This window comes from Paenibacillus sp. FSL F4-0087, from assembly GCF_038020215.1.
GTDB classification, from domain to species: domain Bacteria; phylum Bacillota; class Bacilli; order Paenibacillales; family Paenibacillaceae; genus Paenibacillus; species Paenibacillus taichungensis.
Genome location: NZ_JBBODJ010000001.1, coordinates 6,676,288 through 6,692,897, shown reverse-complemented (window position 1 = coordinate 6,692,897; position 16,610 = coordinate 6,676,288). Strand labels below are relative to the sequence as shown.

The following is a 16,610-nucleotide window of genomic DNA, read 5'->3' as shown; positions in this document are numbered from 1 at the left end:
GATTACCGAAGGCGAATTGATTATAAACGAACAATGATTTAATATAAAGGCTAATATTGCTCCTGTTTTACTCAAGATTGAATGATCGCGTGAATTATTGATTATAGAGAACAGAAGGTATGAATAATGACAAAATACGAAAATCAGGTTCCGACATCCGCTGGTATGAGCTTCAGCTCCCTCGTGAGCATGTTGAAAGATTCCATGCGGAGAAGTATAGAGCGAAGGCCGGCGGGTAACATTCCGGTGGAGAAATATGAACCAGCGGAATCGTTAAATGTATCCGATCATCCGCAGGTGACATGGTTTGGTCATTCGGCTTTTTTGCTTGAGATCGAAGGACACAGATTGTTATTTGATCCAATGCTGGGCAACCGTCCATCTCCTGTATCCTGGGCGGGTACGAAACGATACAGCACTAACCTACCGATTCAACCCGAAGACTTTCCAGCCTTGGATGCGATCATTATATCGCATGACCATTATGATCATCTGGACTATTCCTCTATTCGCAGATTGAAGAATAAAACACAGCGGTTTATCGTCCCACTGGGCGTGCGTCGAAGACTAATTCAACTTGGTGTGCCCTCGGAACAGATTACCGAACATAACTGGTGGGATGAGCTATCCTTCAAAGGTTTGACATTAGCCTGCACGCCAGCGCGGCATTTCTCCGGCAGGGGGTTATTGGACCGCAATTCGACACTATGGTGTTCGTGGGTCATTGCTGGACAAGAAACGAAGGTTTTCTTTAGTGGCGACAGCGGATACGGTCCTCATTTTAAGGAAATCGGCAGTAAGTACGGACCCTTTGACCTGACCCTGATGGAATGCGGGCAATATGATGAGCGTTGGTCCAACATTCATATGATGCCAGAAGAAACGGTACAGGCACACTTGGATGTAAAGGGAGGGCTGCTCATTCCGATTCATTGGGCAGCATTTACGTTGGCCTATCATGCCTGGAACGAGCCGGTTGAACGGATCACCAAGGCTGCACATGACTTGAATGTCATTATTGCAACGCCCAAAATCGGTGAGAAGGTTGTGCTGAATACGGGAGCTTACCCAAGCCAACCGTGGTGGAGATCAAACTGAGAAAATTTGAAATAAATATAAAAGCGTCCAACTCATTAGATGGGAGGACGCTTTTTCTCTTGCATTTATTTTAAAATCGATAGGGCGCTATAGATGAGCAAAACACCCATTAGAATATTAAAAGGACGCTCATATTTCAATAAAAAGCTCTGAAATAACATACCGCATAACCCCCAAGTCATATTGGCACTAATGCCAATGATGGTTAGAAGTAACGAAAATACGATCATATGAACATGAGAGTCTCCGAGAGGCATAACAAATACCGAGATAGCCGTAAGACCATACAGAATGACTTTGGGGTTGATGAATTGCAGGGTGAAGCCAAAGAGAAACGTAAATCGATTGACCTTGGGATCTTTGGCATTTGCAGGTTTACTTCGCATAATTTTGATCGCCAAATAAATCATGTATACACACCCCAATATGTTCAGGACCGGTTTGATCCTAGGGATGTATTGATGCAGAATAAGGTTGAAATAACTGGACAGAAACATAATAAGCAGGCAGCCAGCTGCTACGCCGGCAATAAACGGAAGAATTTTTTTGAATCCTTCGTTTCTTGCATGCGTCATGGCGATGATGTTATTGGGGCCCGGTGTGAATGAAGCCACAATTGCGTAAGTCAGTAACGGTAAGATATTCATAAGTCCTCCACATTTGATTCTTCTTGTATGTTATATTTAAATGAAATGTACGCTATAACGTACGTTCTTTATGATTGTACAATATGTACGCTATATAGCACAATATAATCTTTTATACAGAGGTGACTGAATATTGAAAAACATTAATGTTGTTCTGGCACAGAATTTGAAGCAGCTCAGGGAACAAAGAAAACTTAGTCTGGACAAGGTTGCCGAGATGTCTGGAATCAGCAAGACGATGCTGGGTCAGATTGAACGGGGTGAATCCAACCCTACAATTGCGACAGTCTGGAAAATTGCAAACGGCCTGAAAATTTCTTTTACCGCCTTGATTCACGAGCCGAAGTCGGATACTACAGTTGTAACGGGCAGTGATATTCAAGCATTGATGGAGGATGAGGGGAAGATTCGCATTTATCCGCATTTTACCTTCGAAGAGGGGCGGCGTTTTGAAATGTACATGATGGAAATGGATGAAGAGTCTTCTTTGAATGCTGAACCGCATATCGAAGGGGCAGAGGAATTTATTACGGTTTTTGAAGGAGAAGTAACGATTCGGGTTGGGGAGGAGGATTATACGGTAAAACAAGGGGAGTCGATTCGTTTTCGCGCGGATAAGGCTCATGGCTATAAAAATTCGGGAGCCTCTGCGAATAAATTAAGCATGGTCATTCATTATTCAAAGTGAAATGAAATAAAACGCCAATACAACAGTCTGTGAATTCGACCGATAGATTGGCGTTTTTGTTATTTCAAATCAATTCCATGCGTAAGGCTTTGAATAAATTAAGGCTTTTCTTTTGCCTGACGCAGAATTTCGTTGGAGGTTAACGCTTTCTCATATACTTTTACGTTATCCATTGAGCCTTTATAGAAGGGATCGGCTGTATAGCGGCTTTTGCCCAAATAAGCTTCAGTTACTTGCAGATCTTTCGGGTTAAACGTGATTTCCGTGCTGCTTGCTACGACTTTTCCATTCACATACATAGTGCCGGTATCTCCTTGAAGGGTAACAGCGACATGCACCCATTGATTGGAGGGCAGCGGTTCAGCAGCAATCAGGCTCTGATCTCGTCCCTGATCATGAATGGTGAATTGCAGAGCTCCGGTATGCTGGGCGGGAGTAAGGAACATATGTCTAGTCAGGCCATTTCCAAAGTCGAAAATTCGCTGCCAGGCTCCGCCGCCACTCCAGTTGACCCATGCACTAAAGGTGAAATCCGTCGTATCGGTAATGATTCCGGGCAGCTGGATATAGCTGTCGGTTCCGTTAAAAGCTGCAGCCTGATTCTTGCTGCTAACCACAGAAGTCGCCACATTAAAGGCTTGGCCATGGTATTCATTTTTGCTGAAATCCTGTGCGATTTTTGCAAGTTTCTTTTGTTCAAAAGTATATTCTCCAAGCAGTGGACTTACCGCTTGCTGTGGAATGATAACGTTAAACGTTTTGGAGCTTACCGCACTACCTTTTCGAATCGTTGCCGTTAATGCCACCTTGACATCTCCCTTACCCGTGCGAGGACGATTCACTACACCGGTAGCGGACAGCGCAGAGGTGTTGGAAGATTTCCACGTAATCTCTGCATCACGTGTTCCCTTGGTCGGGAGGGACAGGTTGAAGAATACGTTCCCTGTGTCGCCGATACTCAGATCCTTTTTCACCGCATTGACAATATCCTGATCCTTCATTGCAGTCATCTGACTTCCCCAGATTGCCACGCCAGAGGAGGAGAGAGCGCTAAAGGTCAGAACCGTCTTTTGGGAATCTGGCTCCCATTCATGCGTGAAGACACCTTTATACACAACATTATTCGATGTGATTTGCACCTGATTGTCTGCTTCAAGACTCCATGTTCCCGTCACCGCACCACTAATCTGCCCATCTGGTGTGAACTGAACGGTCTGTGAAGATTTGATCTCGGCCGTAATTTCCTTCCCGTGATTCACCCATTTGTATTGACCAGCAATCTCCTGGGTTGTCAGTTGGGCAGTGTTTTCTTCCAATGCCGCATAGCGGTAAGGAGAAACGACAGGCCATCCTTCCGAGTTCATATGCATCTCATGTACGCGGACTTCATGCTCTTCGCCGCGTCCTGGAAAGCGGGAATGGAAGATCAGAAATTGTTTTCCCGTTTCAGCGTCAACATAAGCGGAGTTATGTCCTGGTGATACATAGCCGATACCTTGACCTGTGCCTGGGTCACCGATCTGTCTTTGAAACAGGAAGTTTCCCAGTAATTTGACGCCAAAAGGCTCGATCGAGCGGTCATCAAACAAGGGTTTGTCCTTGTCCGCCTTGACGTTAATCATATCGTTTCCTTCAGCATCGAGGAAAGGACCGTCAGGTGTTTTGGAGCGAGCTACCCGAATGTTATATCCCCCGTCAGCACCCAATCCGCCATAGGACAGATACAGATAATAATAGTCGGTTTCGGGACTATAGAGCATATAAGGTGCTTCAATTCGGCTATGATTGCCTCCGGTCAGTTTTTTGCCATACCCCTGATTAGGGAGAGGTTTTCCCGTCGTTTCATCCATCTCCAGAATGAAAATCCCCCCGGAATAGGAACCGTACACCATCCAGAGCTTGCCGTTTTTATCGAAAAATACATCAGGGTCGACCACATTTGGATGTATGGTTGCATCGTATATGGTGCCATCCTCACTGATCTCATCCCACATGCCGGATTTGAGCAGAATACCCTGATCCTTATAAGGCCCCTCAATGTTGTCTGCAACAGCAACGCCTAACGCAGAGCGGGGAGAGTCCCCTTTGCACGCATTGTAGTACATATAAAATTTTCCATCCGCCAACTGAATGACATCTGCTGCCCATAACGTATCGGTCTGCGCCCATTGCAGGGCTTCAGCGAATTCCTTGGTTACATTAGGCACAACAGGGTTGTCATCTGTAACCCCGGAGGCGACCGAATCCCAATTCATCAAATCTTTGGACTTTGCTACTTGAAGATGTGAACCAAAAATATAAAAGGTATCCCCCACCTTGATAACGGAAGGGTCATGAACGGAAACATTCCTGAATGCTGGAACCGTATTTTCAATGGATGTGGAAACTTGCGATTTGGAACTCACCGTCCCCGGACTGTCCGCCAATACGGAGACGGGAGCCAAAGCTGTTGTCGTAAGTAATGCAGAGCTCAGTAAAGAAATATGAAGTACGCTTACCCAATAACGTTTCATACGTTTCCCCTTTCCCAATACCTGAAATGAAAAATAGCCCTATTTATTGCCGCAAACGTTAACTGGTTGGACAGCCCTCCTTTTGATTACCACGAATGATCAAGCGCTTTCATTTGTTATATTATCAATCAATTTATATATTTGTAAACTATAAATATCAGGGTTAGTGTGACTTGATGATGGAGAGAGAGATAGGCAAAAGATCTATGTATTCGTAAGAATTCCTATGATGTAACAGATTGTTTGTAATTTTGGGATTGAAATATTTACTCGAAATAAGATACTATACGATTAGATTATGTGTTTATATATTTATCAATCAATTTATATTTATACGAATTAAAGAAAGTTCATCTACGATAATTTAACCTGCATAGGAGGAATGAACATGACTACATTTCATAATCAACTAATCGCACACTATAAGTTTGAAGATGCAGCCGACATTGGCAAGGATAGTTCAGGAAACGGGCACGTTGGAGCTGCCGCAGGAGAGAAATTACCCAACATTTCTGAAGTGAATGGCAAATGGGCGGTGACTATTACCGGTGGATCGAACGGAACATCGTATTTGGAGCTGCCGTCAAATTTACTGCAAAATGTAAGCGACAACACCGGAGTGACTGTTGCAGCATGGGTCCATTTGGGCAAAGGATCGAACGTGTGGGAGCGGATTTTCGACTTCGGTAAAGGCGAGAAGGGTCCCTATTTATTTCTGACTCGTCAGATGCGAGGCACGTTATACGCAGGCGATGATCTGGTTGTAGACCCGGGACGCGGATTTGCCAGCGGGGAATGGATGCATATTGCTTTATCGGTGGCAGGCAGTCAGGGCGGCACACGCAGCAGTGCGGGTCCGGTTGTATATGTGAATGGTGAGAAGGTGGCAGACGGTTCCATCAGTCAGACATCCAGTGGCAATTATGCCAAGCTGCGCAAATGGTTTGATTCCTTCGTGGACCCTGCGAATTATAGCCGCAATTATATTGGACGTTCACAGTACGCGTCAGATGTAGATTTTGCAGGCTCACTGTCCGATTTTCGGATTTATCAGGCCGCTCTGTCCATGGATGAAGTGATCGAAGTTATGTGCGAGTCCCTGACGGATGAAGAGATTGTGCAGCTGGCAGGAGATAAATATTTATCTGCTCCAGCCCGGATTATTACCAAAGATGTGTCATTGCCTGTAGATTTACTGGGGGGCAAGGTAAACGTGCAATGGAATTCAAGTCAGCCTGAAGTTCTGTCAGCGAATGGAGAAGTTCAACCTCTTAGCTCGGCACAGGAGATTCGTTTGAACGCACTTTTGACCAAGGGTGGAATTACGCTGAACAAAAGTTTTGATGTGTCCGTTGTGCCAGAGCATCTCCCGCCTTATACCGTGACAATACACGGGGATCAGCAGGTGGCGGATATTAGTGAAGTGATGTATGGCCTATTCTACGAAGATATCAACAATGCAGCAGATGGGGGAATCTATGCGGAGTTAGTTCAGAACCGTTCGTTCGAATCCTTTGCATTCGATACGTACTCGCATGACTCTGGTGAATGTGGTTGTTCAACAGGTAGGAACCGTGATCCTTTGTTTGCCTGGTCCGGGGATACCGAGAAAATGATCGTACAGCATACCGATGGAATAAATACTCATCTTAACGTGGCAGACCCGGAAGTGAACGCTTATTATGTAACGGTTCAGACGGGTGCGACCATTCGAAATCGCGGATTCTCGGATTCCAATCAGCATTGTGCCATGTCCATCAAGAAAGGAGAGGCATATGATTTTACCGTCTGGGCCAAGGCTGTATCCGCAGGAACGATTACGGTTCAATTGCAGGACGGGAACGGTGATGCCATCAGCGATTCTGTTACCCTGCAAGTTGAAGGTGGTAACACATGGAAGAAGTACGGGATCGCCTATTCCGATACCCGTGTCCTTGTGGCTAATGCCGAATTCAGCGGTCATGCAAGTGGCAACCATGTGTTGACTCAACCCAATTCTCCCAACATCACCAATTCCAACGTGGCCTTGACCGGAACGGAGACCGCGCTAGGACAATTGGCACTTACCTTTGAAGGAGACATTTCCATAGACATGGTGTCGTTGATTCCGCAGGATGTATGGGGAGCCGATTCGAAAGAGCAGGGAGTATCCGTTTCAGCACATACCAACTACACGGGTAATCCGAACTATCGGCTTAGGAAAGATCTGGTTCAGGCCCTCGTCGATCTGCATCCGAAGTTTCTGCGTTTTCCGGGGGGATGCATTTCCGAAGGTTCGTTCATTTGGGACAATGTGTATGACTGGAAGGATTCGGTGGGAGCGGTGGAGCTTCGCAAAGAGAACTATAACGTCTGGGGTTACATGATGACGATGGGTCTAGGTTATATGGAGTATTTCCAACTGGCAGAAGATTTGAATGCTGCTCCGGTTCCGGTTATGGCCTGTGGTGTTCTGTGCCAGGCTCGATCGGATTATGCACATCCGGCGGGTGGCGCTTTGAGGGATTACTATATCCAAAACTTTACAGACCTGATCGATTTCGCGCTCAGCACGGATATTGAACATAACGAATGGGCTGCCGTTCGAAGCAGCATGGGACATCCTGAACCATTCGATCTGCGTTATCTTGGCGTAGGTAATGAGAACTGGGGAACCGAATTTTTTGCCAACTTTGAAGTATTCAAGACGTCAATTGATGAGTATATGAAACGTAATTATCCTGATCATGAGCTTCATATCATTTCGACAGTTGGGGCCCAGGCAGACGATGATGCGTACCAGCAGGGCTGGAAATTCCTGAGCGGCAATCTGACCGGATCAGCTCAGGTGGCTTTTGCAGATGGCAAAGAGGTCATCGAGGAGACGGTCACTTGGTATGAGAATCAGGACAACTATATGGATACCATTGCGGATGAGCACTACTATCGCTCCAATGACTATTTGCTGAACAACGTGGATCGGTACAACTATTATGAGCGGGCTTATCATGAAGATGGCAGTATGAATTGGACAGAGACATCCAAGGTATTTGTGGGAGAATATGCATCCACGGACAAAAATACACTGGCAGGTGCGATCGCAGAAGCTGCAGTCATGACCGGTTTTGAAAATAATGCGGACGTTGTTCGCCTGGCTGCCTATGCGCCATTGTTCAATAAAGTACTGACGGACGGCACCTATCGCTGGACGCCGGACTGCATCTGGTTTGATGATGAAACGGTGTGGTATACACCGAATTATTATGTGCAGCAGCTTTTTGCCAAGTATGTGGGAGAGCAGGTGCTGGGGACTTCATTTTCAACGTACAGCAAGGGTCAACCGATGGAACTCATTCCACGAGGCGGTATCGAGATTGCGACAGACAATGCCGACATTGTGGTGAAACGGATTACGGTCACATCGAACCAGGATGGCAGCGTGCTGTTTACAGAAGATTTCAGGGAGCGGTCAGCTCTGAATGAGTCGTGGAATTGGATTCCGGGATCGGTAGGGTACACGTTGGAGACGGGTAAAGGACTGATTTTGAAAGCCCAGGCAAGCGGCCTGAATGGGTTGTATCTTCTGAACGATGAATGGTCGAATTATAAAGTGGAAGTCGAGGCTCAGCGCATAGCGGGTGAGGATGGCTTCACCATCGGTGTGGGATTGACGGATAGTTCACCTGAGAAAAAGGATGTCATCGAATACGCAATCGGATATGGCGGCAATGCAACGGGAGTCAAAGTATACAAACAAGGGGTAGAAGGCTACACTCTGGGCGATTATTCTTCCAGTTCCGCGGCGGGAAATCTCCGGGCAGCCAACTATGAACCGCTGGAGAACGATACGAATTATACGATTACGGTCAATTATGGTGGTGAAACAGGGAAGAATCTGATCTGCTCGTATACCGATGGTCACACGACCAGCAGAATTCTGGATTACAAGCTGGAAGCATACAACCGGGATGTATTCCATTCCGTTACGAGAGACGAGCAGCATGTGTATGTGAAACTGGTGAACGCAGATGGGGTGGATAAAGCAACCCAAATTCACCTTCAAGATCTGAACGTTACCTCTGTTGCGAAATGGATAACACTTGGTGGAGATGAAGCCTTGCTACATGTGCCTAATGTGAACCAGAAGAATGATGAGAAAATTGTTCCACAAGAACAAGTGATACATCTGCAGGAGGATTCGGTTGTTTTGCAGCTTCCTGCTCATTCGGTCAATGTGCTGGTTATGGATATCCAAAAATAATAATATAAGTTGAACCAATAATTTTCACACAAAGTCACTACATGGTCAGAACCATCTTCCGATCGCTGTTATCCCCAGATTTTTTTGAATCCCTTATTTAAAAGGGGAAATCCGGTGATAAAGGCGAACGCTTCACTTCTCCAGATTCCTTCTGACCTCTCCGTTATCGTGTAAATGTCTAGTACAAATTATATAGTTAATATCTCTATAATAACCTGATGCAGCCTTAGAACCGCGATACTCGCGGTTTTTTGGTGTTCCGGGAAGAGAGTCAACAAAAGATACCTAAAGTAAATAGCCTACACTATTGCCGATTCCTGACGGATTCTATAATGAATTTGAAGGAGGAGACAGCTCATGCGTTCCAACTACAGACAATTTATACGAAACGTTCCGCTTCATCTCATGATATTGCCTGGATTGATCATTATTATTGTATTCGGTTACATTCCGATGGCGGGACTCTCCATTGCCTTTCAGAATTTCTCTCCCATTGCCGGATTCAAAAATATGAACTGGGTCGGCCTGGACAATTTCAGGTATCTATTCGATCTGCCGGGGTTCGGTCAGGTCGTATGGAATACGGTATTTATTTCCGCGATGAAAATTGTGTCCGGTTTGGTCATTCCCGTACTTGTGGCCTTGCTGCTGAATGAGGTGCGCAAAACAGGTTTTAAACGAACAATTCAGACGGTCATCTATATGCCGCATTTCTTTTCCTGGGTTATATTGGCCGGTATCATTGTAGACGTATTGTCCCCTAGCACAGGAATTGTAAATATGCTGCTTAAGGCGATAGGGGTTGAACCTGTTCAATTCCTGGCCAGTAACGAATGGTTTCCTTACATACTCGTCATTACGGACCAATGGAAAGAATTCGGATTTGGCACGATTATATATTTGGCCGCACTGACAAACATTGATAAATCCCTGTACGAAGCATCTGTAATGGATGGAGCAGGAAGATGGAAGCAGACCTGGCATATTACGCTTCCTGGCATTCGTCCCATCGTGATTCTGATGGTTACACTGAGTCTGGGTAACGTGCTTAACGGTGGATTTGACCAAGTGTTCAACCTTTACAATCCGCTGGTCTATGAATCCGGAGACATTCTGGATACGATGATCTATCGGATCGGTCTGCAGGATGCGCAATATTCGGTATCAACCGCATTGGGTCTCATTAAGTCAGTCGTTTCGTTTATCTTTATCGGGCTTGGTTATTTTCTCGCCTATCGATTAGCCAATTATCGGATTTTCTAGAAAGGAGGCAAGAACATGCATCACGCTTCGAGAGCCTATCGTTGGTTTCTGGGAATGAATTATGTCATCCTGACCCTTCTTGCCTTGCTGTGTCTGTTTCCCATTGTGAATATTCTGGCAATTTCGTTTAGTTCGAGTGATGCAGTCAAGGCAGGGAGTGTCACATTCTGGCCGGTGGACTTCACCTTGTCTTCGTATAAATACATTCTCGAAAATCAGCAGTTTCTAAATTCATTCGGTACAAGTCTTCTCCGTGTTGTTCTCGGAGTTGCGACAAATTTGATTTTCACGATTCTTGTAGCCTATCCGCTCTCCAAAGAGGCAGCGAAGTTTCGTTCAAGAACGTTTTATGCGTGGATTTTTGTCTTTACCATGCTGTTCAGTGGAGGATTAATCCCGGGTTATCTGATCGTCAAGGAAGCAGGTCTTTTGGATTCGATCTGGGCCCTGATATTACCGGGAGCGGTTCCGATCTTTAATGTATTGCTTATGCTGAATTTCTTCAGGGGTTTGCCGAAGGAGTTGGAAGAGGCGGCTTGGATGGATGGCGCAGGTCATTTCCGCACACTATGGAGCATTTACCTTCCTATTTCATTGCCCAGTATCGCAACCATCACACTGTTTGCCATGGTGGGACACTGGAACGCCTGGTTTGACGGCATGATCTATATGAAGAGTCCGGAAGGTTATCCACTAGCCACGTATCTGCAATCGATGCTTCAGCAAGTGACGATGATTCAGAGTGAAATGATGACCCTGGAGGATGCAACTCTGTTAAGTCAGGTGTCGGATAGAACGACCCAGGCATCCCAAATCTTTTTGTCTGTTATCCCCATTTTGCTCGTGTATCCGTTCCTGCAAAGGTATTTCGTTCATGGACTTGTTGTCGGTAGTGTAAAGGGATAAGATCGATGGAGGAAAACCAATGGGAGGAGCCGATTTCCGGCTCCTTTTTGCCGTTGAGGAGAGGAGTGAAGGGGAAATGAGATTCGCAGTGGGGAGCTGGAAAAATGCATCTATCGTCGTCAAACTGATGATTGCCTTTGTGCTCGTCATTCTGCCCTTATATGGGATCAGTATTATGATCACGCATACCAGCTCCAAGCAAATGCAGACGGAAGTGGAGAAGGCGCATGAATCAAAGCTTTATTTTTACCACAATCATCTGCAATTTGAACTGGAGCGAATGAGTGGACTTGTTACCGAATTTTCGTTCGATGATACGATGTCCACCCTTAGTACACGAGCTGCGATTATGAGCAGATATGAGGTGACTTCCAGTCTCAATGATATCCACAACAAGCTGGGGCAGATCATGGTGACAAGTCCCTATATCAGTGATGTTGTATATTACGTTCCGGCTCTGCATAAACGGGTCAGCGCGGTGGACGGAATTCGCAATGTGGAGGATACAGAATGGAAGGATCTGCTGGCAACTATGGGAAATCTGAATGGTGAGTTGTCTTATTCAGACAACAATCTTTATTTTCTCAAAAGCAATCCGTATAACATGAATCATGAGGAACCGCCCAATTTTATATTAGGCATCCGCTTGTCTGCGGAAGAACTGAAGCACAGATTGCAGCAGCTAGCGGAAACAGGAGGCAGTGATATTACACTGAGCCTCGGTGAGCAGCACCATGTGCTCATTTCTTCTTCGGACGAACCTGTATCGGCCGTACAATTGCAACAGGTATCACCGGATTCACCAGAATCCATGCAAGTGACGAGATTTCAATCCGATCCATATCTGTATTATTCGCTATATGATCCCGATCACTCTTTCACGCTGACAGCCAGTATCCCTAATGATGTGCTCCAAGCTCCCCTGGAACAATACAACCTATGGCTGTGGACGTTGACGCTTATTTCAATTGTTATCATTATGATCTTCTCCTTTTCGATCTACAGGTCAATTCACAAGCCGTTATCTGTGCTCATTCGCGGGTTCAGAATGGCGGAGCAAGGTCAGACAAGCATTCATATTCCGCAATCCAGACGCGATGAATTCGGTTATTTATACTCTCGCTTCAACCACATGATAGAGCGCTTACATATTTTGATTGATGAAAATTATGTTGCCCGGATTCGAACCAGTGAGGCAGAACTCAAACATTTGCAGTCCCAGATTCAGCCTCATTTTCTATACAACAGTCTGTTCAGCATCAAACAAATGGCCGAGGTCGAGAATGTTGAATTAATTCAGGAATTCACTGACTATTTGGGTCAATATTTCAGGTATATGTCCAGGGATTCTCATTCCGAGGTATCGCTCGGTGAAGAGGTGGACCATGCCTTGGTCTATGCTTCTATTCAAAAAATTCGATTTGGCTCAAGAGTTCAACTGCAGCTGGAGGACCTAAGTAGAGAGTATCGAGACATCGCCATTCCCAGAGTCATTATTCAGCCAATTGTCGAGAATGTCTTCGAACACGCCCTTGCCAAACGCAGTCAAGGCGGGATTCTGAAATTATCCTATCAAGTCGCACACGACAAATTGTCCATTCGGATAGAGGATGATGGTGATCAATTAACGGATGAAGTCTTGAGCAGCCTGCAAGAATCCTTTCAAGAATCTGCGAATCAGAGACATGGGAATGAAGAGATTACGGGACTAATGAATGTGAATCAACGTTTACGGATCAAATTCGGGGCGGGCAATGGCCTTTGTGCTCAGCGCAGTGAGTTGGGTGGTTTATGCATGATTTTAAATATTCCATGGAGACGGGAGTAATCGTATGCAGCGGATGTTAATTGTAGATGATGAACCGGTTATTTTGGATGGTCTTTATGCTTTCTTTCAAAAAGCGGATTTTCAGGATATGGAGATCATTAAGGCATACTCTGCCTTTGAAGCAATCGAGTGGTTGAATTCTGTCAAAATTGATATCGTACTCAGCGACATCTGCATGCCTGGCATGGATGGCATGGAGCTGATCGAGAAGATTATGGATCGTTGGCCACGATGTAAAGTGCTATTGCTGACAGGTCATAACGAATTCGATTATGCACATCAAGCGATACGTAACCCTTGTGTTGTGGATTACCTGTTAAAGACAGAGGGCATGAGTCATATTCGTGCAGCGGTAGAGCGGGCGTTAACACAAATTTCGGAGGAAAATGATTTTCGTTACCAGCATGCCTGGTTTCGCAGCAAGCTTCCCAGAGCGCTGCCGCAGCTGCAAAGACAGTTGCTGCTGGATCTCCTAAAACGAACAGAAAGAAATGATATCGCCGCGCTTCAGGAAGAATTGGATGCAGTCCAGTTACCTTTTATGTCCAATGAGCCGGTAATCCCGGTCATCATACGGGTTGAGGAGTGGAACAACTATCAATCCCAGGCGGACCGGAGTTTAATTCGCTATGCTGTTGCAAACGTTGCGGAGGAGCTGCTCCAGGATAAGGCCAAGGTCAAAGCTATTGATCTGGATTATCAGGTGATCGCCTGCTTTGTTCAGCCCAAGGCGGAGCCATCGAGCTTCCATACAGGACAGCAGGAGAAGTGGGAACAAACACTTCGTTTCGTCTATGGAACGCTGGAGTCTGTGCAGCAATCCTGTGTGGATTGTCTGAATCTGTCCGTCTCCATTATGGTGAGCGAACTTGCGGTGGAGTGGGTGGAGCTAAGTCAGGCGATTGCACAGCTGCGTCTGTCGATCCATGAGGGCCCTGGACTTGGGATGGAGAAGCTTCTTCGGGTCAAGGTGCAGCATGATTCGCCATACACCCCCAATATATTGAATCAGCAGAGTGTTGCGACTCTTCATCTGGATCAGATCAGGCAGCACGTTACAGCAGGAGATCGGGAGTGGATAGAGTCGTTTCACAAATGGACAGAGGCTTCAAAAGAAGGACTTCAGGACCCATTCTTTCGAATGAAGATCTATTCAGGCGCAGGTAATGCACTGATTGAGCTTCTTCATGAACTGGGCTTGTACGAATCAGCAATGGAGGAAATTGCGTTATCTCGTATGCTTTATTTTGACATCCATACGCCGTGGTCCGATCTGGTCGTTTTTTATCAATCGGCATATGAATGGATCATCTCCAAAAGAAGTGTTACACGTATCCATGATCAGTCGCAGATTCTCATTACCATTCATCATTATATCAAGCATCATCTGGAGGATGACCTATCGCTAACCCGTATTGCACAGGAGGTTTCCCTCAATCCTTCATATCTGTCCCGTTGGTACAAACGTATTACTGGCAAAGGTATATCCGACTATATCCATGACCGGCGCATCGAGCGCAGCAAGGAATTACTTCTCGGCTCTGCCTGCAAAATGCATGAAATATCCGCCAAGGTCGGATTTAGTGATCAGCACTATTTTTATCGTTTCTTCAAAAAGGCCACCGGCTGCACGCCACAGGAATATCGGGATCAAAAAAGTTAGATCAAGTCTGAAATGGTAAATCAAAGATACCAGATGTCAACGGGGTACACTCGTAGTGATAGCGCTTTCTTACTAAAATAAAATTATACCTCACGGGAGGAATAAAAAGGGGGATTCGCATGAACATGTCATTAAAGAAATTCTCATTGTTAACGTTAACCATGGTTCTGGCAACCACGCTTGCAGCCTGTTCATCGGGTACGAGTAATGCTGAGAATGAAGCCCAACCGAGCACACAGCAGGAAGCTGGAGGTCCGCTTACGAAATATGATCCACCCATTAAATTAACATCAACCATGAATGAAACCGGGAAAGAATCGCTTGCTGAAGGCGATACACACGCTAATAACATTTGGACCAGAGGATACAAGGACGAGCTGGGAATCGATGTCACCTATGACTGGATTGTCCCGGATGCCAATTATAACGACAAAATGAACGTCACCCTGGCGAGTGGCGATTTGCCAGATGTATTGAAAGTAAGTGCTGTGCAGTTTGAGCAGCTGCATGAAGCGGGGATGCTGGAAGATTTGACTGAGGTCTATGATAAGTACGCATCCGATCTGGTTAAGGAATTTATGTCTGCTGAGGATGGAGCAGGTTTGAAGCCAGTAACCAAGGAAGGGAAAATATACGCAATGGTCAGTTTCCCAGGCTCGCTGGATTCCTCGGATATGATCTGGATTCGCCAGGATTGGTTGAAAAAGGTCGGGCTTGAAGCGCCAAAATCAATGCAGGACGTTATCAAGATTGCGGAAGCCTTCACCTTCGAAGATCCGGACGGTAACGGCAAAGATGACACGTATGGTATTGCACTCAACAAGGATTTGCCAATTAATGCGTTCCTGCTTGGTTATCATGGTTATCTCGAAACTTGGATCAAGGATGCTTCGGGTCAGGTTGTGAATGGAACCATTCAGCCTGAGGTAAAGGAAGGATTACGCGAACTGCAAAATCTGTATTCGAATGGTGTACTCGACCCTGAGTTTGGTGTTAAGGATTTTACGAAGATGATGGAAGATGTGAATGCAGGCAAATCAGGCATGTTCTTTCTGCCACAATGGGCACCATTTCAGGTTAGCAGTATGATTAAGAAGGATAAGAACGTAGACTGGCTGCCTTATCCGGTTCAATCTATCGATGATCAGCCTGCCAAAACGCAGAATCACTTAAGCTTGGGTGGAATATTTGCCGTACGTAAAGGATACGAACACCCGGAAGCATTGATCAAACTGCTGAATTTTCAGGCAGAGAAAATGTTCGGTGAGTCAGCCAAGGAAGAGCGTGCTGCGTATTTGAACGGCTTGACCGGACTTGGTTTTCATAATGCGACCGTATCCAATCTGCCCGCCAACAAAAACGTGAAGGCACAGGACGAAGTCGAGCAGGCGCTCAAAACGGGAGATACCTCCGGATTAGAGCTTGAAGCGAAGCTGTTCTACGATGATATTATGGATTACCGCAATGGGAATTTGGATAAGTGGCATATGGAACGTATTTTTGGACCGGAAAGCTCGCAGGGTGTCATTAAATATTACCGGGATAACGACCTCATTGTCATGAATGAATTTATCTACGCCCCGACGAGAACCATGAACACGAAACAGGCAACCCTGGATAAACTGCGTGCTGAGACGTTCCTGAAAATCATCTACGGCAACCTGTCTATTGACGAGTTCGATAACTTTGTTGCAAATTGGAAAAAACTTGGTGGTGACCAGATCACTCAGGAAGTGAATGAAGTCATTAATGCGAATAAATAAG

10 protein-coding genes are annotated in these 16,610 nt (G+C 45.7%); 8 read left to right on the top strand and 2 right to left on the bottom strand.

Translation table 11 applies throughout. The annotated features are described in order from the left end of the window. The first annotated feature begins 126 nt into the window (after positions 1-126). On the top strand, positions 127-1,098 hold the full coding sequence (locus MHB84_RS30235) for an MBL fold metallo-hydrolase (RefSeq protein WP_076288334.1): 972 nt from the start codon (positions 127-129) through the stop codon (positions 1,096-1,098). Between the two features lie 65 nt (positions 1,099-1,163). Here the strand turns inward: MHB84_RS30235 and MHB84_RS30230 are convergent, their stop codons facing one another. Next, positions 1,164-1,745, bottom strand: coding sequence for a LysE family transporter (locus MHB84_RS30230; RefSeq protein ID WP_076288335.1), 582 nt, complete (start codon positions 1,743-1,745; stop codon positions 1,164-1,166). A gap of 133 nt (positions 1,746-1,878) precedes the next feature. Here MHB84_RS30230 and MHB84_RS30225 point away from each other — a divergent pair, with 133 nt between their 5' ends. Then, the gene (locus MHB84_RS30225) at positions 1,879-2,433 is read left to right on the top strand and encodes a helix-turn-helix domain-containing protein (protein WP_076288336.1); all 555 of its coding nucleotides are present in this window, start codon (positions 1,879-1,881) and stop codon (positions 2,431-2,433) included. A gap of 98 nt (positions 2,434-2,531) precedes the next feature. On the opposite strand, the gene MHB84_RS30220 is transcribed toward MHB84_RS30225, so the two are convergent. After that, positions 2,532-4,946 (bottom strand): family 43 glycosylhydrolase, encoded by a 2,415-nt coding sequence (locus MHB84_RS30220; RefSeq protein WP_076288337.1) that lies wholly within the window; start codon positions 4,944-4,946, stop codon positions 2,532-2,534. A 388-nt stretch (positions 4,947-5,334) separates the two neighbouring features. Between MHB84_RS30220 and MHB84_RS30215 the strand changes: the two genes are divergently transcribed. The 6 genes from MHB84_RS30215 (at position 5,335) to MHB84_RS30190 (ending at position 16,609) form a co-directional block, all read left to right on the top strand. After that, the gene (locus MHB84_RS30215; RefSeq protein WP_083678817.1) at positions 5,335-9,186 is read left to right on the top strand and encodes an alpha-L-arabinofuranosidase C-terminal domain-containing protein; all 3,852 of its coding nucleotides are present in this window, start codon (positions 5,335-5,337) and stop codon (positions 9,184-9,186) included. A gap of 357 nt (positions 9,187-9,543) precedes the next feature. After that, positions 9,544-10,449, top strand: a complete 906-nt coding sequence (locus MHB84_RS30210; RefSeq protein WP_064638694.1) for an ABC transporter permease — start codon at positions 9,544-9,546, stop codon at positions 10,447-10,449. A gap of 15 nt (positions 10,450-10,464) precedes the next feature. After that, positions 10,465-11,355: a carbohydrate ABC transporter permease gene (locus tag MHB84_RS30205; protein WP_076288339.1), complete on the top strand. Its 891-nt coding sequence runs from the start codon at positions 10,465-10,467 to the stop codon at positions 11,353-11,355. 76 nt (positions 11,356-11,431) lie between these two features. Then, a complete protein-coding gene (locus tag MHB84_RS30200) occupies positions 11,432-13,183 on the top strand; it encodes a histidine kinase (protein ID WP_143764604.1) in 1,752 nt (583 codons plus the stop codon). A gap of 4 nt (positions 13,184-13,187) precedes the next feature. Then, a complete protein-coding gene (locus MHB84_RS30195; protein WP_076288341.1) occupies positions 13,188-14,846 on the top strand; it encodes a response regulator transcription factor in 1,659 nt (552 codons plus the stop codon). Positions 14,847-14,965: 119 nt separating this feature from the next. Continuing rightward, the gene (locus tag MHB84_RS30190; RefSeq protein ID WP_076288342.1) at positions 14,966-16,609 is read left to right on the top strand and encodes an extracellular solute-binding protein; all 1,644 of its coding nucleotides are present in this window, start codon (positions 14,966-14,968) and stop codon (positions 16,607-16,609) included. The last annotated feature ends 1 nt before the right edge of the window (position 16,610 follow it).